The sequence below is a fragment of the Bradyrhizobium sp. Ec3.3 genome, assembly GCF_000472925.1.
Taxonomy (GTDB): domain Bacteria; phylum Pseudomonadota; class Alphaproteobacteria; order Rhizobiales; family Xanthobacteraceae; genus Bradyrhizobium.
On record NZ_KI421479.1, the window covers coordinates 1 to 16,781 of the forward strand.

General features: G+C 63.7%; 17 protein-coding genes and 1 pseudogene. 11 read left to right on the forward strand and 7 right to left on the reverse strand.

The genetic code is table 11. The features are described 5' to 3' along the window. A pseudogene (locus YUU_RS60955) lies at nucleotides 1–208 on the forward strand (group II intron reverse transcriptase/maturase); the annotation flags it as partial. Between the two features lie 59 nt (nucleotides 209–267). On the opposite strand, the gene YUU_RS54660 reads toward YUU_RS60955, so the two are convergent. Next, nucleotides 268–1,089: a class I SAM-dependent methyltransferase gene (locus YUU_RS54660; protein ID WP_035665385.1), complete on the reverse strand. Its 822-nt coding sequence runs from the start codon at nucleotides 1,087–1,089 to the stop codon at nucleotides 268–270. A gap of 291 nt (nucleotides 1,090–1,380) precedes the next feature. Here YUU_RS54660 and YUU_RS0147310 point away from each other — a divergent pair, with 291 nt between their 5' ends. Further along, nucleotides 1,381–2,037 carry a phosphoribosylanthranilate isomerase gene (locus YUU_RS0147310; protein ID WP_027528364.1) on the forward strand — a complete coding sequence of 219 codons (657 nt, stop codon included), beginning with the start codon at nucleotides 1,381–1,383 and terminating at the stop codon, nucleotides 2,035–2,037. 15 nt (nucleotides 2,038–2,052) lie between these two features. Continuing rightward, the gene (gene clcA, locus YUU_RS0147315; RefSeq protein ID WP_245288336.1) at nucleotides 2,053–3,639 is read left to right on the forward strand and encodes a H(+)/Cl(-) exchange transporter ClcA; all 1,587 of its coding nucleotides are present in this window, start codon (nucleotides 2,053–2,055) and stop codon (nucleotides 3,637–3,639) included. A 93-nt stretch (nucleotides 3,640–3,732) separates the two neighbouring features. Here clcA and YUU_RS0147320 read toward each other — a convergent pair whose 3' ends face one another. Beyond that, on the reverse strand, nucleotides 3,733–4,110 hold the full coding sequence (locus YUU_RS0147320; protein WP_027528366.1) for an NUDIX hydrolase: 378 nt from the start codon (nucleotides 4,108–4,110) through the stop codon (nucleotides 3,733–3,735). Nucleotides 4,111–4,357: 247 nt separating this feature from the next. On the opposite strand from YUU_RS0147320, the gene YUU_RS0147325 reads away from it, so the two are divergent. The 3 genes from YUU_RS0147325 (at nucleotide 4,358) to YUU_RS0147340 (ending at nucleotide 7,871) form a co-directional block, all read left to right on the forward strand. Further along, entirely contained in the window at nucleotides 4,358–5,821 is a 1,464-nt protein-coding gene (locus YUU_RS0147325; protein ID WP_027528367.1) for a GH1 family beta-glucosidase, read from the forward strand. A 233-nt stretch (nucleotides 5,822–6,054) separates the two neighbouring features. Further along, nucleotides 6,055–7,287 (forward strand): acetyl-CoA C-acetyltransferase, encoded by a 1,233-nt coding sequence (locus YUU_RS0147335; protein ID WP_027528368.1) that lies wholly within the window; start codon nucleotides 6,055–6,057, stop codon nucleotides 7,285–7,287. Between the two features lie 281 nt (nucleotides 7,288–7,568). Further along, a complete protein-coding gene (locus YUU_RS0147340; protein WP_027528369.1) occupies nucleotides 7,569–7,871 on the forward strand; it encodes an HU family DNA-binding protein in 303 nt (100 codons plus the stop codon). 238 nt (nucleotides 7,872–8,109) lie between these two features. On the opposite strand, the gene lon is transcribed toward YUU_RS0147340, so the two are convergent. Both lon and YUU_RS0147355 read right to left on the reverse strand, forming a co-directional pair. Further along, nucleotides 8,110–10,494 (reverse strand): endopeptidase La, encoded by a 2,385-nt coding sequence (lon, locus tag YUU_RS0147350; RefSeq protein ID WP_027528370.1) that lies wholly within the window; start codon nucleotides 10,492–10,494, stop codon nucleotides 8,110–8,112. Nucleotides 10,495–10,502: 8 nt separating this feature from the next. Further along, nucleotides 10,503–10,889 carry an Hsp20/alpha crystallin family protein gene (locus tag YUU_RS0147355; protein WP_027528371.1) on the reverse strand — a complete coding sequence of 129 codons (387 nt, stop codon included), beginning with the start codon at nucleotides 10,887–10,889 and terminating at the stop codon, nucleotides 10,503–10,505. Nucleotides 10,890–11,074: 185 nt separating this feature from the next. Between YUU_RS0147355 and YUU_RS0147360 the strand changes: the two genes are divergently transcribed. Continuing rightward, on the forward strand, nucleotides 11,075–11,701 hold the full coding sequence (locus YUU_RS0147360) for a MarC family protein (protein WP_027528372.1): 627 nt from the start codon (nucleotides 11,075–11,077) through the stop codon (nucleotides 11,699–11,701). A 29-nt stretch (nucleotides 11,702–11,730) separates the two neighbouring features. Here YUU_RS0147360 and YUU_RS59960 read toward each other — a convergent pair whose 3' ends face one another. Then, nucleotides 11,731–12,018, reverse strand: coding sequence for a hypothetical protein (locus YUU_RS59960; protein ID WP_156944965.1), 288 nt, complete (start codon nucleotides 12,016–12,018; stop codon nucleotides 11,731–11,733). Between YUU_RS59960 and YUU_RS0147370 the strand changes: the two genes are divergently transcribed. Both YUU_RS0147370 and YUU_RS0147375 read left to right on the forward strand, forming a co-directional pair. Further along, the gene (locus tag YUU_RS0147370; protein WP_027528374.1) at nucleotides 11,933–13,744 is read left to right on the forward strand and encodes a chloride channel protein; all 1,812 of its coding nucleotides are present in this window, start codon (nucleotides 11,933–11,935) and stop codon (nucleotides 13,742–13,744) included. The two genes, YUU_RS59960 and YUU_RS0147370, sit on opposite strands and share 86 nt — an antisense overlap. Before the next feature lie 165 nt (nucleotides 13,745–13,909). Then, nucleotides 13,910–14,797 carry a hypothetical protein gene (locus YUU_RS0147375; protein WP_027528375.1) on the forward strand — a complete coding sequence of 296 codons (888 nt, stop codon included), beginning with the start codon at nucleotides 13,910–13,912 and terminating at the stop codon, nucleotides 14,795–14,797. 32 nt (nucleotides 14,798–14,829) lie between these two features. On the opposite strand, the gene YUU_RS0147380 is transcribed toward YUU_RS0147375, so the two are convergent. Continuing rightward, nucleotides 14,830–15,078 (reverse strand): DUF2798 domain-containing protein, encoded by a 249-nt coding sequence (locus YUU_RS0147380; RefSeq protein WP_027528376.1) that lies wholly within the window; start codon nucleotides 15,076–15,078, stop codon nucleotides 14,830–14,832. Nucleotides 15,079–15,379: 301 nt separating this feature from the next. Between YUU_RS0147380 and YUU_RS0147385 the strand changes: the two genes are divergently transcribed. Then, nucleotides 15,380–15,772, forward strand: coding sequence for a hypothetical protein (locus YUU_RS0147385; RefSeq protein ID WP_027528377.1), 393 nt, complete (start codon nucleotides 15,380–15,382; stop codon nucleotides 15,770–15,772). A gap of 170 nt (nucleotides 15,773–15,942) precedes the next feature. On the opposite strand, the gene YUU_RS0147390 is transcribed toward YUU_RS0147385, so the two are convergent. Beyond that, nucleotides 15,943–16,161 (reverse strand): hypothetical protein, encoded by a 219-nt coding sequence (locus YUU_RS0147390; protein WP_245288337.1) that lies wholly within the window; start codon nucleotides 16,159–16,161, stop codon nucleotides 15,943–15,945. A 256-nt stretch (nucleotides 16,162–16,417) separates the two neighbouring features. On the opposite strand from YUU_RS0147390, the gene YUU_RS0147395 reads away from it, so the two are divergent. Continuing rightward, entirely contained in the window at nucleotides 16,418–16,696 is a 279-nt protein-coding gene (locus YUU_RS0147395; protein WP_027528379.1) for a hypothetical protein, read from the forward strand. Nucleotides 16,697–16,781 lie beyond the last annotated feature (85 nt).

Sequence of the window (16,781 nt, forward strand, 5' to 3'; positions counted from 1 at the left end):
GGGTAACCACCCGAGCATGTGGTGGTTCTGCAATCAGGTGCGAAGGCTCTGGCTTACGACGCTTCGGCGTCGGAGTCAGAAGGCTGATCTGTCCTGGGAGCGCTTCATCCGCCTCGTCGATCGCTTCTTTCCGCCAATCAAGACACTACACCCGCTGCCCTGTCACCGCTTCGACGCCAAAACCCGAGGGAGGAGCCCGGTGCGTTAGCAGCGCTCGCCGGGATCTGGGTGGGGGGCGAGGAGCAATCCTCGTCCCTACCACGACCCTCAGTGAACTGACGCCATCACCACGAACGATTGCTGCGGGAAGGTCAGCTTGCCGCCCGCCAGCATCGGACGATCAAGGCGGGACGCCGCGTCATCGGCAATCGACATGATGAGGCGCTCACGCTCGGACGCACCTACGTCCTTCAGCAGGAGCGCCGCCATCGGCGTCGCCGTGAGCTGAAAACGGACATAATCTATCACGGAGGGAAACGTGATCTGCTTTGTGACGGTGGCTACATCAACAACGTCGAACCCCGCCTGCTTCGCCCAAGCGCCGACCTCGTGCGCATCGTTCGAGAGGTGCTCCGAACGTTTGGTTCGCGAAGCCTCTTCTCCAAGATATTTCTCGAGCGCCTGCACGAAAGCGTGCGCTGCTGGCGTCCTCTCGATTGCGCTGTAGACGCTCAACCCAGCGCGGCCTCGCGGCTTCAGCACCCGCACCATTTCCCTTAGCGCCAGCGCGCGATCCGGGAAGAATTGTAGCCCGAGTTGGCAGAGCACTACGTCAAAGCTATTGCTATCGAACGGCAGGTCCAGCGCGCTACCTTCAATCCATTCAATGCTGGCGGACTTTCGCCGCGCAATCGCGATCATGGCTGTATTGAGGTCAATGCCAACCAATCTTCCGGCATGCCCACGCTGCTCTGCCAGCCTCGCCACGACGCCTGTCCCACAGGCGATGTCGAGTACACTTTCACCTCGTCCCAGAGCGATACGATCAAGGAGATCATTAGCCCATACGGAAGTGATGGCTGGCACTAGGTAGCGCTCGTAAAGTTCCGGCGCGCTGGCGTCCATCTGCCAATGTTCATGTGCCGACATGCGTTCCTCCCATAGTGCCGTGGGATTGGAAATTATCGAGCAATTCCTGTGCAATGCCGTCGCGTCCGGTGACGTTGACCGACTTGGCGATCAATCGCAAGCGTGAACGGAACGGCCGCTTTTGGCCCTGAGCTGAACAACTGCGAGCCGTCACGATGTCCGCTGTCTGCGGGAGATCGGACGTCGTACGATGCTGCGCTGACCGCTGCCTTTGCCTCAAACCGGCTATTGACTCAGGGCAGGGCCGTCGTGCCCGTTCAAACGTGTGGCCCAGGAAACTGGTGTAGAACAATGCTGACGCAAATCTACGAGGTGGCGACACCTGCTGAAGCCGAAGCGATCTCGGCAATTGGCGTGGATCATGTCGGCGTGCTTGTCGGCGATGGGTCTTTCCCTCGCGAGCTTCCGGTTCACGAGGCTGCAGCTGTCATGAAGGCGATCCAGGCGCCGTCCGTGCTTTCGGCGCTGTTCCTCTCGGCGGATGTCGCTCTCATCGAACGGATGGCCAGGGAGCTTGACCCGCCCATCGTGCATCTTGGCGCTTCAAACGAATTGCTTACGCCAGATCATGTCGTGGCGCTGCGAAAGTCTCTGCCAAAAATCAAGTTCATGCGTAGCGTACCTGTGACGGGACCCGTGGCAGTGCACGTGGCGCGCACATATGATGGAATTGTCGAGTGGATCCTGCTTGATAGTCACCGCCTAGGCGATATCCAGATTGGTGCACAGGGCGTTACGCATGACTGGAGCATCAGTCGAACGATTGTCGAGACCGTTCGTACCCCGGTCATACTCGCTGGCGGCCTCGGACCGGACAATGTCAAAGAGGCCATCCGGTCTGTCCAACCCGCCGGCGTTGACTCAAAAACAAAGACCGACCGCGAGGGCACCCACGCAAAAGACCTGGCGCAGGTCGAAGCGTTCTATCGCGCTGCGAACAGCGGTTAACCAGCGCGGAGGTTTTTGACAGCTACTACAGTGGTCATCGATGGGGCGGCGGCGCTATCGGCTTGTCAGCAGCACCGCCTAGAGATAGTGGAAAAACACGGTCGGCATCGGCAAATCCGTATGAAGTCCCGCGGCAGGACGTGCGGTGAGGTCCTGGCAAGTCGACCGGACAGACGGTTCTTCGATCAGGTCGGAGGCATTTTTTCCGGGACATTCGCCAGTGATTTCGGCAAAGATTGTCCCTTGCGAAAGCCTCGAGATCATCGACCTGCTGTGGACCATAACCCTAGTGACGACAGCCAAGTCGCAGACGAACGTCGCAGCCTGTTGGGTCTCGCGGCGATGGCCCTCATCATTGGAGCAGCCACTGGATGTGTTGGGGCTGTTTTCCGGCTTTTGCTCGCGCATGCCGATCGTCTGCGCGATGCGATGATCGCCTGGGCCTATGGCCACGCGATCTGGGGATTCTTGATCGTCGTCGGCACGTGCGCTGTCGCAACCCTGGTTGCCGCGTGGATGGTCAGGCAATTCTCGCCACACGCTTCGGGCAGCGGCATTCCGCATGTCGAAGCTGTCCTGCGCGAAGAGATTCCACCGGCTCCGTTTGGTCTGGTGCCAGTGAAATTCATCGGGGGGATACTGGCGATAGGCTCCGGGCTGGCGCTGGGCCGCGAGGGGCCGACCGTCCAGATGGGCGCTGGTATCGCGGTTTTCGCCGCGCGCGTCTGCCGGCTCTGCGGTGCGGACTCCCGAGTGCTGCTGGCGGCCGGCGCCGGCGCCGGCCTTGCAACGGCCTTCAATGCGCCGATTGCAGGGCTCGTGTTTGTGCTGGAGGAGTTGGTGCAGAGGATCGAACACCGTGTTGCCATCGCCGCACTTGCAGCGCTGGCAACGGCGATCCCGGTCGCAAGGCTGCTTCTCGGTGACGCGCCCGACTTCCAGATCGGGCCGCTGAGCTACCCCAGCGCTGAGTCCGCCCCGCTGTTCTTTACTCTGGGTGGCATCGCGGGCCTGCTGGCCGTCGCATACAATCGCACCCTGCTCGCGACCATCGCAGTTCGGGACCGATTCGGACGGCTACCGATCGAGCTCCGCGCCGGATTGATTGGCGCAAGCGTCGGCATGTTGGCCTGGTTCGCGCCCGAGCTGGTCGGCGGCGGAGATCAGATCACGCAGCGCACGCTGATCGGCCGCGAGAGCGTGGGGATCCTGGGGTTCGCATTCCTGGTCCGGTTCGGGCTCGGCGCTCTCTCATATGCCGCCGGCACTCCCGGCGGATTGTTCGCACCCTTGCTCGTGCTGGGAGCCCAGTCTGGGCAGTTGTTCGGAGCGGCTTGTCGCCTTGCATTCCCAAAGCTCGCTGTCCAGCCGGAAGCATTTGCATTGGTGGGCATGGCCGCTTTCTTCACCGGCGTGGTGCGTGCGCCGGTTACCGGCATCGTTCTCGTCGCCGAAATGACCGGTAACGTGACGATGCTGCTGCCGATGCTGGGCGCCTGCTTCATGGCGATGCTGCTACCCATGCTGCTGGGCAATGCACCGATCTACGATTCCCTGCGTGAGCATACGCTGCGCTTGGAGCGGCAAATCAGACAGAGATGACCGCCGAAGGCTAAGCAATCTTCGACAAAGGCAAAGCGCACTCGATGCCCGCTTATTGCCCGGGTTCGAAGCCCTGATTGCGAGCCTGGGAACTCACCTCGGAAACAGCCTGTCCCGGATGTAACGCGACGTCGGCGTTAGTCTGAGCCCTCGCGGCTTGCGCCAGACCGCCTTGTCGATTTCCTTCTTGTCTCCGATCTTCAACTGGCCGAACGCGTTCTTCGCCAGGAAAATCGCATCGCTCATCTTCCGCCCGGACCGGCGGTTTTTCCCTTTCACTTCCTTCCAGAGCTTTAAAGAGCCTAGCTTCAACTTTGGCAGTTCTTCCCCGATCTCGCGGCGAAGGCACTTCCTGTCACTCTCATTTGCACGCCTGCGGCCGCCCGGGAACATCCAGCGCTTATCGCGCCGTCGCCGGACCAGGAGCACGCGCCCCTTCTTTGCCGCAACGAGTTTGGAGGACTTTGCCATAATCCCTGCGAATCGATTTCACCAATGAGCCTCAGTCTAGACCAGTCGGTTCGGCCGACAATAATGGGCGCTGCGTTTGCCACCCTGTATTATCCCGGCATTGGCCTGGCCGGAGCGTGACCAAGTTTGCCCCTGCCGCTCTCGATACACCAGCGGCGCATCACGATCGTCCCCGAACTTCACTTCTCAAATCGGCCCTGACCCGCCATTGTGCCGGCCCGAAACGAATGGATCTGGAGCAGCATCAATGTCGGACAAGGTCTCGCGTCGCCAATTTGCGAAGATCGCGGGGCTGTCCGCAGCAGGGATGGCGGCGCCGGGGCAATCCGTCGAGGCGAAGCCCGATGCCGGGCCGCGCAGCTCGCGCGGGTTTCCGCCGGGCTTCCTCTGGGGTACCGCCACCTCGTCCTATCAGGTCGAGGGTGCCGTTACTGAAGACGGGCGAGGGCCCTCGATCTGGGACATTTTTACGCGCGTGGCCGGCAAGATCGAGGACGGCACCAATGGCGACCGCGCCAATGAGCACTTTCATCGTTACAAGGACGACATCGCGCTGATCAAGGAGCTCGGCTGCAAGGCCTATCGCTTCTCGATCGCCTGGCCGCGGGTGTTTCCGGACGGCGACGGCAAGCCGAACCCGAAGGGGCTCGACTTCTACAATCGCCTGATCGACGAGCTCCTGACGAACGGCATCGAGCCGTGGCTCACACTCTATCACTGGGACCTGCCGCAATCGCTGCAGGATCGTTTCGGCGGCTGGCGCTCGGCCGAGACCTGCAAGGTGTTCGGCGACTATGCGGCCTATGTCGCGCGGCACCTGACCGATCGCGTCAAGAATGTGTTCACGCTGAACGAGAGCGGCAGGTTCGTCTATTTCGGCTACGGCATCGGCATCGACGCGCCGGGGCTGACGCTGTCGCAAGCCGAGGTGAACCAGATCAGGCACAATACCGCGCTGGCGCACGGGCTCGCGGTGCAGGCGGTCCGCAGCTCCGGCCGCCGCGGCACCAGGGTTGGGCCGGCCGAGAACATCGATGCCTGCATTCCCGCGATCGACACGCCCGAGAACGTCCGCGCCACCGAGATCGCGCTGCGCGAGTTGAACGCGAGCTATCTCAACGTGATCATGGAAGGCAGGTACACCGACGCCTTTCTGAAATTCGCTGGAGCCAACGCGCCGAAATACACCGATGCGGAGCTGAAGATCATCTCCTCGCCGATCGACTTCCTCGGCATTAACATCTACGCGCCGCAGCATTATGTCGTGGCCTCCGACAAGGGCGCCGGCTTCTCGCTGCTGCCGATCCCAAAGTCGTTTCCGCACATGAATTCGGACTGGTTGCGCGTCGGCCCCGAGACGATCTACTGGGTGCCGAAGTTGGCTGCGAAGATATGGAAGACGGGCGCGATCTACATCAGCGAGAACGGCGCCTCCGGTGACGACCAGGTCACTGCGGACGGCAAGATTTTCGACACCGACCGCATCATGTATTTGCGCAACTATCTCGCCCAGCTCGAGCGCGCGACGGCGGAGGGCGTGCCCGTGAAGGGCTATTTCCTCTGGAGCCTGATGGACAATTTCGAGTGGGTCTACGGGCTCAACAAGCGCTTCGGCCTCTACCACGTGAACTTCGATACCCAGGTCCGCACGCCCAAGCTCAGCGCGAGCTTCTACCGCAACGTGATCGCGAAGAACGCGGCGGGGGTATGAGGCACTTCGCCCTCTCACTCCTGATTGCGCGACCATCGCTTGTTGCCGGCGATTTGTCTTGACGCATCAAATGGTTTCGCGAAACGGCCGTGCATCATCCGGCAATCGTATTTCTACTTTGCATGGGTTGTTTTTCAGCTTTTGCGAAAGGGTAGTCCGGCCGGCCCCGATTGACTCCGCTCTCCCCCTGATTCAAAACCGCGCTCAACAGCCAAGAACAAGAGGACAACGCCATGGTTGACGCGCTGATCATCGATGCCTGTCGGACGCCGCGCGGGGTGGGCAAGGCCGGCAAGGGGGCGCTGTCGGGGATCCATCCGCAGCAATTGGGCGCCACCGTGCTGCGCGCGCTCGCCGATCGCACCGGCATCGACACTGCAGATGTCGACGACATCGTCTGGGGCTGCAGCGCGCAGGTCGCGACGCAAAGCGGCGACCTCGGGCGGATGTCGGCGCTCGATGCCGGTTATGACGTGCGCGCCAGCGCGGTGACGCTGGACCGCTTCTGCGGCTCCGGCATCACCAGCGTCAACATGGCGGCGGCCTCGATCATGGCAGGCGCGGAAGACCTCGTCGTCGCCGGCGGCTGCGAGATGATGTCGATGGAGGGACGGCGCGGCGGCGGTCCGATGATGATGGACTCCGGCAATCTGCGCCTGCGCGCGAGGCATCCGCAGTCGCATCAGGGTGTCTGTGCGGATGCGATCGCGACCATGGAAGGCATCACGCGCAGGGATGTCGATGCGCTCGGGCTGGAGAGCCAGAAGCGCGCGGCACATGCGATGGCCAACGGGCACTTCAAGAAGAGTCTGGTGCCGGTCTATCGCGAAGACGGCAGCCTCGCGCTCGACCACGAGGAGTATCCGCGGCCGCAGACCACGATGGAAGGACTTAGCAGCCTCAAGCCGGCATTCCCGGCGATCGCCGACTATGCGCTCGACGACAAGGGCACGACTTATCGCGGCCTGATCCTGCAACAATATCCGGACCTCATAATCGACTTCGTGCATCACGCCGGCAATTCCTCCGGCGTCGTCGATGGCGCCGCTGCGATCCTGTTGGCTTCGCCGACCTATGCCAAAGCGCATGGGCTGAAGCCTCGCGCCCGCGTGGTCGCGATGGCGAATATGGGGGACTCGCCGACCCTGATGCTGAACGCTCCGGGGCCGGCGACCCGCAAGGTGCTGGCCAAGGCCCACCTGACGATCGACGACATCGATCTCTTCGAGATCAACGAGGCCTTTGCAGTGGTTGCGGAAAAGTACATCCGCGATCTCCGGCTCGACCGCGCCAAGGTCAACGTCAACGGCGGCTCGATCGCGCTCGGCCACCCCATTGGCGCCACCGGCTCGATCCTGATCGGCACCATCCTCGACGAACTCGAACGGCGCGACCTGAAGCGCGGCCTCGTTACGATGTGCGCCGCCGGCGGCATGGCGCCGGCGGTGATCATCGAGCGGGTTTAGCCTTCTTTCATAGGGTGAATCGCGCTCCTCCTTGCACAAAGAGGGCGCTCGTCGCTTGTCGAGAGCATGGAATCAGCTTTAGCAAGGGCGTCGCGGGCCTTTGAAATAAGGCAAAAAGCGCTGTTTTGGCTGCCATCCGCTCTGGAAGTGGCTAAAAAAGCAGGGTTTTTGTCACAGCGGGACAAAAAAGCCCGTAATTTTCGCGACAAAACTGTGCAGAAGGCTATAGGCCTTCAACGGTTGGTCTAATATGCAACCGGCAACGAATCAGAGGAGACACGATGCCAACCCAACTTTCCAAATCGCAGCTGATCGAAAAGATCGCGACTGCCACCGAGCTTTCCAAGCGCGACGTCAAGAACGTCATGGAGACCTTGACGGACGTCGGCCACAAGGAGCTCAAGAAGAACGGCCTGTTCCTGGTGCCGGGCTTCGCCAAGTTCGTGGTCATCAAGAAGCCCGCGACCAAGGCGCGCAAGGGCACCAACCCGTTCACGGGTGAAGAGATGATGTTCAAGGCCAAGCCGGCCCGGAAGATCGTCCGCGCACGGCCCGTGAAGGCCGCCAAGGACGCCGTGGCCTAACGGCTAAAAGCAAAGGCCCCCTCCACAAGAGGGGGCCTTTTGTTTTGAGGTGCCGCAGGGGTGAGGCGGAGGGGTCAGCCCCTGCGGTATCTGGCTTTGACCCGAACGGGCTGAAGCCGACCGCGCGGCGCGGGGATCTGCTCCCGGAGCCGGCCGATCGCACGATCGAGCCATTGCCGCAGCCGCTGCACAGTTCGCTTCGTCTTCATCCTTTTCAACACCATCGTCATCACCGTTCTCACTCGGCTGCCTCGACCTGCGGCTTGGTCGGGTCGAGCGCTTCGGCGACCGCCTCGTCGACCCGCTCGAGCCAGATGAATTCGAGGCTCTCGCGCGCGCCCTTCGGGATGTCGTCGAAATCCCGCTTGTTGCGCGCCGGCAGCATCACCCGCTTGAGGCCGGCTGCGGCCGCCGCCACCACCTTCTCCTTGATGCCGCCGACCGGCAGCACCAGGCCGCGCAGCGAGATCTCGCCGGTCATGGCGGTGTCGTTGCGCACGGTGCGGTTGGTCAGCAGCGACGTCAGCGCCGTGAACATCGCAACGCCTGCGCTCGGGCCGTCCTTCGGGGTGGCGCCCGCCGGGACGTGAACGTGGATGTCGCTCTTCTCGAACAGCGAAGGCTCGATCCCCAGCTGGCTGGCGCGGCTCTTCACCAGCGTCATCGCGGCCTGCGCGCTCTCGCGCATGACGTCGCCGAGCTGGCCGGTCAGGATCAGGTTGCCCCTGCCGGGCACGCGCGTCGCCTCGATGAACAGGATGTCGCCGCCGACGGGTGTCCAGGCAAGGCCCGTGGCAACGCCCGGCACGCTGGTGCGCAGCGCGATCTCACCCTCGAAGCGCGGCTGGCCAAGCACGGGGGTGATATCCTTCGCGCTCACCACGACCTTGGCCGCCGTGCCCTCGGCGATCTGCACCGCCGCGTGCCGGAGCACCTTCCCGATCTCGCGCTCCAGCCAGCGCACGCCAGCCTCCCGCGTATAGCCCTTGACGATCAGCTTCAACGCCTCCGGCTCGATCTCGGCCTGGTCCGCCGTCAGGCCATTGGCCTCGAGCTGACGCCGCACCAGATAGCGCTTGGCGATCTCGAGCTTCTCGTCCTCGGTGTAGCCGGCAAGGCTGATGAGCTCCATGCGGTCCAGAAGGGGGCCCGGGATCGAGTCCAGCATGTTGGCCGTGGCGATGAAAACCACGCGCGAGAGATCGAAGGGCACGCCGAGATAATTGTCCCGGAACGTCCCGTTCTGCTCGGGGTCGAGCACCTCCAGCATCGCCGCCGAGGGATCGCCCTGCACGCCGCGGCCCATCTTGTCGATCTCGTCCAACATCATCACGCAGTTCCGGCTGCCAGCCTTCTTGATGCCCTGGATGATGTTGCCGGGCAGCGCGCCGATATAGGTGCGGCGGTGGCCGCGGATCTCGGCCTCGTCGTGCACGCCGCCGAGGCTGACACGCACGAATGGGCGATCCATCGCACGCGCGATGGACTGGCCGAGCGAGGTTTTGCCGACGCCGGGCGGGCCGACGAAGCACAGGATCGGCGCCTTGCCATGCGGCGCGAGCTTGCGCACCGCCAGATATTCGATGATGCGGCTCTTGATCTTCTCCAGGCCATAGTGGTCCGCATCGAGGATGCGGCGGGCCTCAGCGATGTCGATCGGCTTCTCCTCCGGGATCGCCCATGGCAATTCGATCAGCCAGTCCAGATAGGTGCGGACCATGCCGGCTTCGCCGGCGGCTTCCGGCATGCGCTCATAGCGGCGCAGCTCCTTCCTCGCATGGGCTTCTGCTTCCGGCGGCATTTTTGCTTTGGCGATGGCCTCGGTCAGTTCGGCGACCTCAGCAGCCTTGCCGTCGCCTTCGCCGAGCTGCCGCTGGATGGTCGCCATCTGCTCGCGCAGGATCGCCTCGCGCTGCCGCTCGTCGAAGACCGCCTTGGTCTGCTGGCCGATTTCATTGCTGATACGCAGCACCTCCAGCCGCTCGCCGAGCTGCTTGGACACTTTCTCCATGCGCACGGAGAGATCGACGGTTTCCAGGATCTCCTGCTTGTCCTGCGGCTTGATGTCCATATAGGCGGTGGCGAGATCGGCCAGCGCTCCGGGCGCGGTCGTGCCCTGGAACATCGCCACCAGCTCCGGCGGCACCTGCGGCAGGAGCTGGATCGCCTCGATCGCCTGGCGCTGCAGATTGAGAAAGCGCGCCTCGATCTCCGGCGAGGTCGTGCTCGGCTCCGGAATCTGCTGCACGCGCGCGGCCGGGAACGGCGTCCCTGGCAGGAAGTCGAGAATGCGCGCGCGCTGCACGCCCTGGCAGACGATGTGATGGGTCTCGTCGGGCGCTGTGATGTAGCGAACGATGTTGGCGATGGTCGCGATCCGGTAGAGATCATCCGGCGCGGGGTCGTCGATGTCGGGGTTGCGCTGGAGCACGATGCCGATCGGCCGCTGCTCGCGCAGCGCCTGCTGCGCGGCGGCGATCGATTTCGGCCGTGCGATCGCGATCGGCGCGATCATGCCGGGAAACAGCACCATGTTGCGAACGGGGATGACGATCAGCGCGTCGTCCGGAATCTTCGCGGCTTCGGTATTCACGGTGGACTCGGTCTGTTGTTCGTTTGCCATGGTCGACCTCAAGCGGATTTGGCGAGGCGCAGCGCGACGCAGCCGTCCATCACGAAACGGCTGATGGCGTAGCGTCCGACTGGCAGTGCAATACGGCGCTCGAAACGTCCCTGCGGCAGCTCGAGCCGGTGGATGCGGGCGCTGCGCAGTTCCGGCGGCAGCGTGCGCCGGCCCGAGATGACGAGCACGCCGTCATGGATCACCGTTTCGACATTGTCGGGATCGACGCCGGGAAGGGCGACCAGGATCAGGAGCTCCCGGTCGGTCTCCAGCACGTCGATCGGCGGCTCCCAGCAGGATTCCTGGCGGCCGAACTGCTGGCGCAGCCGCTCGCCGCGGTTGAGTTGCTCCAGGGCTTCGGAGAGCATCCAGTCGAGGGGATTTTTGGGTTGCATGGCGCAGGCTCTGGAATGGAAAGCCTGCATATGGTGCGCCCCCTGCAAAAATCCAGCGCGCCTGCCGGGTAGCGTCGGCACCTCTGCTTCGCGATCGTTCCGCGCTGATTTCCCAAAGCGGCGGGGGTGGGCTAAGCCGGTCGCAACGTCATCGTTCCCTGCATGTGGTGAGGAGATGGCCACGCATGCTCGATCTTGCCCTGTCGGCGTTTGTCACCCTGCTGCTGGTGGTCGATCCCGTCGGCCTCGTGCCGGCCTTCCTGGCCGCGACCGCCGGCATGCCGGAAGCGGTCAAGCGCACCGTCGCCTGGCGCGCCCCACTGATCGCGGCCTCGATCCTGGTCGTGGTCGCGCTGATCGGAAACTGGCTGTTGCGCCAGCTCGGGATCGGCATCCCGGCGTTCCAGATCGCCGGCGGGCTGCTGCTGTTCGGCGTGTCCTACCGCATGATCTTCGGCGACCGGCCGCACCGCGAGGCGCGCGAGGCCGACAAGGCGCTGTCCGAGCACGCCTCCGACGTGGCGGTGTTTCCGCTCGCGATCCCCATGATGGCCGGCCCCGGCGCGATCGCGACCACGCTGCTGCTCACGGGCGACGCCAGCAACGTCGCCCGGCTCGGCATCAACATCGCGATCATCCTCCTGGTCTGCCTGCTCTGCATGATCTGCTTTGCCACCTCGACCCTGATCGCGCGCACGCTGGGGCGGACCGGCAATGCCGTGCTCTCGCGCCTGCTCGGCATCCTGCTTGCGGCCTATTCGGTGCAGTTCGTGATAAACGGCATCGCCGCGGTCCGCGCCAGCCTGTCGTGATGCCGTCAGATCAGATCAATCTATTGATTTTATTGTAATTTTCGTGTGGCTCCCGGGCCGGACATATCGCCGTCGGCAATTCCGTCCGCTTTCTCTTGCGCAGCCTCATGGCTTTGACGTAACTCGGGTCGATAAGAGCGCGGAACGCGCGCATCGCCAGGATGCCGATCCCGATGATAACACAGCGCATGGCCGGCGACGCCATGGCCGAAGAATAGAAGAGCCTCGCCGGTGTTTGCGCGGATCAGGCACATCGTCGATCGCAAGAGATCGCACAAGGGATCGAACAAGGCATCGAACCGGATGCTGGTCCGCATCCGCGCCCTCCTGCGCAGCAACGAATTCTACCTGATCCCGCTCGCGCTTCTGATCGGCGTCGCCACGGGCGGCGTCGTGACACTGATGGCCGAGATCGCGCAGATCGCACACGTTCTGATCTTCGGGATTCCCGTCGACGTTCGGCTCTCTGCCAATGCCTATGTCAGCCCGTGGGCGGCGCTGACCGCGCCCGCACTCGGCGGACTGGCGCTCGGCATGATGGAATGGTCGCGGCGGCGGCTGAAGATCTCGAGCGCAGTCGACCCGATCGAGGCCAACGCGCTGCGTGGCGGCAATCTGTCCCTGCGCGACAGCGTGGTGGTCTCGAGCCAGACGCTGATCTCCAACGGCTGCGGTGCCTCCGTCGGCCTCGAGGCCGGCTATACCCAGATCGGCTCCGGTATCGCTTCGCTGCTCGGTCAGTTCTTCAACCTCCGGCGCAACGATCTCCGCCTGATCGTCGGTTGCGGGGCTGCGGCCGCGATCGCGGCCGCCTTCGGCGCCCCGATCACCGGCGCGTTCTATGCCTGCGAGCTGATCGTCGGTGTCTATGCGGTCGGCAGCGCCGCGCCGATCCTGGCAGCCTCGCTCGCCGGCGCGCTGACGGCGCAATGGCTCGGCGGCGCGCCGTACTCCATCGAGATACCGAAGGTGAGCACGGTCGGCATCGAGCAATATCTGGCGCTGATCGGGCTCGCGCTCGTCACCGGCGGCGTGGGCATCGCCGTGATGCGCTCGTCCTCGACGTTTGAGCGTCTGTTTGCCTGGCTACCGGTCTGGCTGCGCCCGGTGATCGGCGGCCTCATCGTCGGCTGCTTCGCGATCACCACCCCGCAGGTGCTGGCGGCCGGCCATGGCGCGATGGTGCTCGATCTGTTTCACGACATGACGATCGGCCTGATCGCGCTGATCATTGCCCTGAAGCTGACGGCCTGCCTGATCTCGCTCGCCTCGGGCTTCCGCGGCGGCCTGTTCTTCGCCTCGCTGTTCGTCGGCAGCCTGATCGGAAAGTTCTTCGCTGCCGTGCTGCTGCTGATCAGCCCCAGCTTCGCGATCGATCCGCTGGTTGCGATGCTGACGGGCATGGCGACGCTCGGGGTTGCCATCGTCGGCGGTCCCCTGACGATGTCGTTCCTGGTGCTGGAGATGACGCGCAATGTCGACGTCACCGCCGTGGTGCTGGCGGGCTGCATCGTCACCTCGATCTGCGTGCGCTTCATGTTCGGCCATTCCTTCTCGACCTGGCGCCTGCATCTGCGCGGCGAGACCATCCGCAGCGCCAACGACGTCGGCTGGCTGCGCAACCTGACGGTCGAGCGGATGATGCGGAGCGACGTCGGCAAGGTGCCATCCTCGACGACGATCGCCGCGACGAGGCGCGAATTCGCGCTGGGCTCGCGCCCGGGCATCGTCGTGGTCAACAACGCGGACGAATATGTCGGCCTCGTTATGCTGCCCGACCTGTTCTCCAGCGACCTCGACACCATCGCCGACGACATCCAGGTGATCGAGCTCGCCCGCTACACCGACATCGTACTGATCCCGGAAATGAACGTGAAAAGCGCGATGGCGGTGTTCGACGAGGCGGAGGCGGAGATGCTGGCGGTGGTCGAATCCGCCGACAGCCGCAAGGTGATTGGCTTCCTCACCGAGACCTTCGCCCGCCGCCGCTATGTCGAGGAGATCGACAAGGCCACGCGCGGCGTGCTGGGGGCGTTGTCGTAGGACGAGCGGTATCGGAGGAGGGGGAGCCGCGGCGCCCGCCGTCACTCGGCCTCACACTTTCCATGATGGGGTCTTGCTTTGGACAAACCGCATTGGCGATGATCGGCCAAGCGGAAATGCGACGAATGCCCTTCGGGGCGACATTGGGCTGGGGTAGGAGCGCCAATGGATTCCGTGTCAAACCCGACACAAGTCGAGCCACATTTTGCGCTGTCCGCGCGAATGGACCAAGAGCTCACGCACACCTACGAGAAGATCAAAAGCGTGGATGAAGAGATCGCGCGCGCCAGCGAGAAGCTTTCCAGGCTGGAGCGCGAAGAGCGCGAGGAGCGTCGCGAGGAGCGTGATGACACACGCAGCCGTCTGCCGCGCGGCCGGCCAGTGGTGCGCGGCCTCGTCGGCCTGGTACTGGCAGCGGGGATTGGCACCGCGGCCTTGGTCTCGCAATCGTCCCGAGGTGATGAGGTCAGGCAGATGATCGCCGGCTGGGCACCGCTGCATGCTGCGATGCCGTCGCCGTCGCAAGCGCAGCCGCTGCCTGACGCGCAGCCGAGCCCGACTGTTCAGCTGGCCCAGGCCTCGCCGCAACCGGAGCCTGCCGCTCAGACCGTCCCGGAGGCGGTTGCGCCGACCGCAGCCACGCTCCCTCCGCAGGTGACGGAATTGCTCGAGAAGATGGCGAGTGATCTCGCCAACGTGCAGCAGGGCATCGAGCAGCTCAAGGCAAGCCAGGAGCAATTGAAGGCAAACCAGCAGCAGATGTCTCTCGATAACCTCAGGGTTGCCGACGAACTGAAAGCGGGCCAGGAGCAAATGGCGCGTCTTGTCGCCAACGCTCCTGATAACAATGCGCCGGTCAATGCGCCCGACAAGACCACCGGAAAGACTGTTCAGGCGCCCGATCCCAACGCGCGTGCCAAGACGGCCACTGCCGCCGTACCTCCACCGCGCCCGGCTGCGGCTTCGGCGCACAAGCCGGCGCAGGCCGCTCCCGCGCCGCATGCGGCGGTGCGACGGTCGCCGCCGGTGCAACTGGAGTCCGCGCAACAATAGTCTAGCGCCGCGAAAGCGGCGCGCGCAGGCTATCAGCTTGGTTCGGTTGAGGGCGCGACCACGAAGGCGACGATCCGGCGAACCAGTGGCAGGACCACTAGCAGCGTCGGAAAGGCGAACGACAGTCCCCAGGCGGCTGGCCATGTCGCCAGGAAGAGAGGGGTTGGTCCGAGGCTCTTCAGTGTCGAGATGATCGACACCACGGCTGTCATGAGGATGGAAAGCACCAATGGCATGACGACAGGCGCATAGCGCGCCGGCAGTTTGCGAACCGCAATCATCTGATCTCTTTGGGAAATGGACGCGTCGGTCACGGTGAACCCTGAAAAATGCATCGATCCCGACCGCGTCGGTTGATGCGTTGGTTCACGTGAAACGCTTACGACGCCGAAGAACAGCGCGCCGGTTTCATAACGGCTCCGCTGACATCGATCAAGCCGGATTTGCCAGGCAGGTTTACAATCGTTTCAAATCGGCGCGGCGGATTGCCGCGAGGGGGGCAACCACATCGCTGGGTTGTGGATTATATATCGTTTGCATATCTGAAATCTGGTTCTTTGAGCGCGAACGGAGGAAGCTCAGATGACGGATCAAGCCATGATGTCCCTGAAAAGCAGGAACGTCCTGCTGGCCACGCTCGCTGGCCTCGCCCTTGTCGCGGCGTCGGCGGTGCCCTCGGCTGCTGCGTCACGCACGCCACTTTCGAAGACTGCCACAGTGGCCCCGGCTTCCGCCGCTGCGACCGACTTCAGTGCCGCGCGGCGCCGCTATTACCGTCGCGGACCGAGCGCCGCCGGTCTCGCCTTCATGGGCATGGCGACGGGCATGGTCGCCGGCGCGATCGCCGAGCAGCGCCGCCAGGAGTATTATGAGAACCGCTACTATTACGGCCCGGGTTCTTATGGTCCCGGCTACGGCTATTACGGCGGCGGGCCTTATTATGGTGGGCCGCGCTACTACTATCAGCCGTACTGAGGCCAGTCACGCGCCCTACACCGTCATTGCGAGCGCAGCGAAGCAATCCAGGCTGTGTCTCCACGGGAAGATTCTGGATTGCTTCGCTGCGCTCGCAATGACGACGTGGGCGCATGCGAGGCCACAAGTGAGTTGCGCTGGTCGCCGGATCAACCTCGATCCGAAAGAACTCACCGCCCCGCAGGCGCCGAGAGCGAGCCGGTCGAGTAGCGCCACCAATCCAGTTCCCTCGGTTCGGTCGGCCAGACAGCGGCGTTGGAGTCGCGGAATGACTGGCTGGCCGAAGCAGGGGCCTTGCGGGCATGGTGCCGCTGGTTCGCCGATGCCATCTGGACCGTGAGGGTCGCGATCAACGTCGCGGTCAAAATGGCGAGTGCAGTTGTTCGCATCATCGATCTCCCTTGATCAACTCCTCATTCTGGCTTGGCGACGCCTTGGGTCGTTGGGGAGAAACATCTCCTGCCGGCGCCGCCCCTTTGGAGATAGCGATGCGGCTTGCCTGACATCACGGTTTCGGCCATCACGAAGCGGCGAGCCGAAATTTTGGTCGCGGCCAAAAATTCGGCAATTGTGGCGGCTGTCCTGATGGACTCGCCGCGGGCGATCCGTTTTGAATGGGACGAGTTGATGTTTCGAGCCACAACGATGTGGAAGTATTTGCTGCTCCTTGCCCTCTTGACCTCGCCCGTGATGGCGCAGGTCAAGCCGACGCCGAAGACCACGGCGGCCCGCACCGATCCCTGCGCCCCGATCGGGCGCACCGCGGACGGCAAGCTGGTCTATTCCATGAAATGCGAGAACCTTCCCGCACCGCCCACGCCACCGCCGCAGGCGGAACTGAAAGAAGCGCCTCCGCCCGCCGCCGAGCCGGAGCCCGAGACGCGGCGGAGCGGCATTTTCGGCTGGTCCTATGACCGCCGGTAGGGTGCACGCCACTTGCGCTCATCCCGCCGGAATGCTCTTTGCTTGGGAGTTCGCTTAAGAGTTACCTTTGGGGGGCCGATGCCCT

Coding starts and splice junctions, on each gene's coding strand:
- YUU_RS54660 (WP_035665385.1), bottom strand. CDS start 1,089: ATGTCGGCACATGAACATTGGCAGATGGACGCCAGCGCGCCGGAACTT.
- YUU_RS0147310 (WP_027528364.1), top strand. CDS start 1,381: ATGCTGACGCAAATCTACGAGGTGGCGACACCTGCTGAAGCCGAAGCG.
- YUU_RS0147320 (WP_027528366.1), bottom strand. CDS start 4,110: ATGGCAAAGTCCTCCAAACTCGTTGCGGCAAAGAAGGGGCGCGTGCTC.
- YUU_RS0147325 (WP_027528367.1), top strand. CDS start 4,358: ATGTCGGACAAGGTCTCGCGTCGCCAATTTGCGAAGATCGCGGGGCTG.
- YUU_RS0147335 (WP_027528368.1), top strand. CDS start 6,055: ATGGTTGACGCGCTGATCATCGATGCCTGTCGGACGCCGCGCGGGGTG.
- YUU_RS0147340 (WP_027528369.1), top strand. CDS start 7,569: ATGCCAACCCAACTTTCCAAATCGCAGCTGATCGAAAAGATCGCGACT.
- lon (WP_027528370.1), bottom strand. CDS start 10,494: ATGGCAAACGAACAACAGACCGAGTCCACCGTGAATACCGAAGCCGCG.
- YUU_RS0147355 (WP_027528371.1), bottom strand. CDS start 10,889: ATGCAACCCAAAAATCCCCTCGACTGGATGCTCTCCGAAGCCCTGGAG.
- YUU_RS0147360 (WP_027528372.1), top strand. CDS start 11,075: ATGCTCGATCTTGCCCTGTCGGCGTTTGTCACCCTGCTGCTGGTGGTC.
- YUU_RS59960 (WP_156944965.1), bottom strand. CDS start 12,018: ATGCGGACCAGCATCCGGTTCGATGCCTTGTTCGATCCCTTGTGCGAT.
- YUU_RS0147375 (WP_027528375.1), top strand. CDS start 13,910: ATGGATTCCGTGTCAAACCCGACACAAGTCGAGCCACATTTTGCGCTG.
- YUU_RS0147380 (WP_027528376.1), bottom strand. CDS start 15,078: ATGATTGCGGTTCGCAAACTGCCGGCGCGCTATGCGCCTGTCGTCATG.
- YUU_RS0147385 (WP_027528377.1), top strand. CDS start 15,380: ATGACGGATCAAGCCATGATGTCCCTGAAAAGCAGGAACGTCCTGCTG.
- YUU_RS0147390 (WP_245288337.1), bottom strand. CDS start 16,161: ATGCGAACAACTGCACTCGCCATTTTGACCGCGACGTTGATCGCGACC.
- YUU_RS0147395 (WP_027528379.1), top strand. CDS start 16,418: ATGTGGAAGTATTTGCTGCTCCTTGCCCTCTTGACCTCGCCCGTGATG.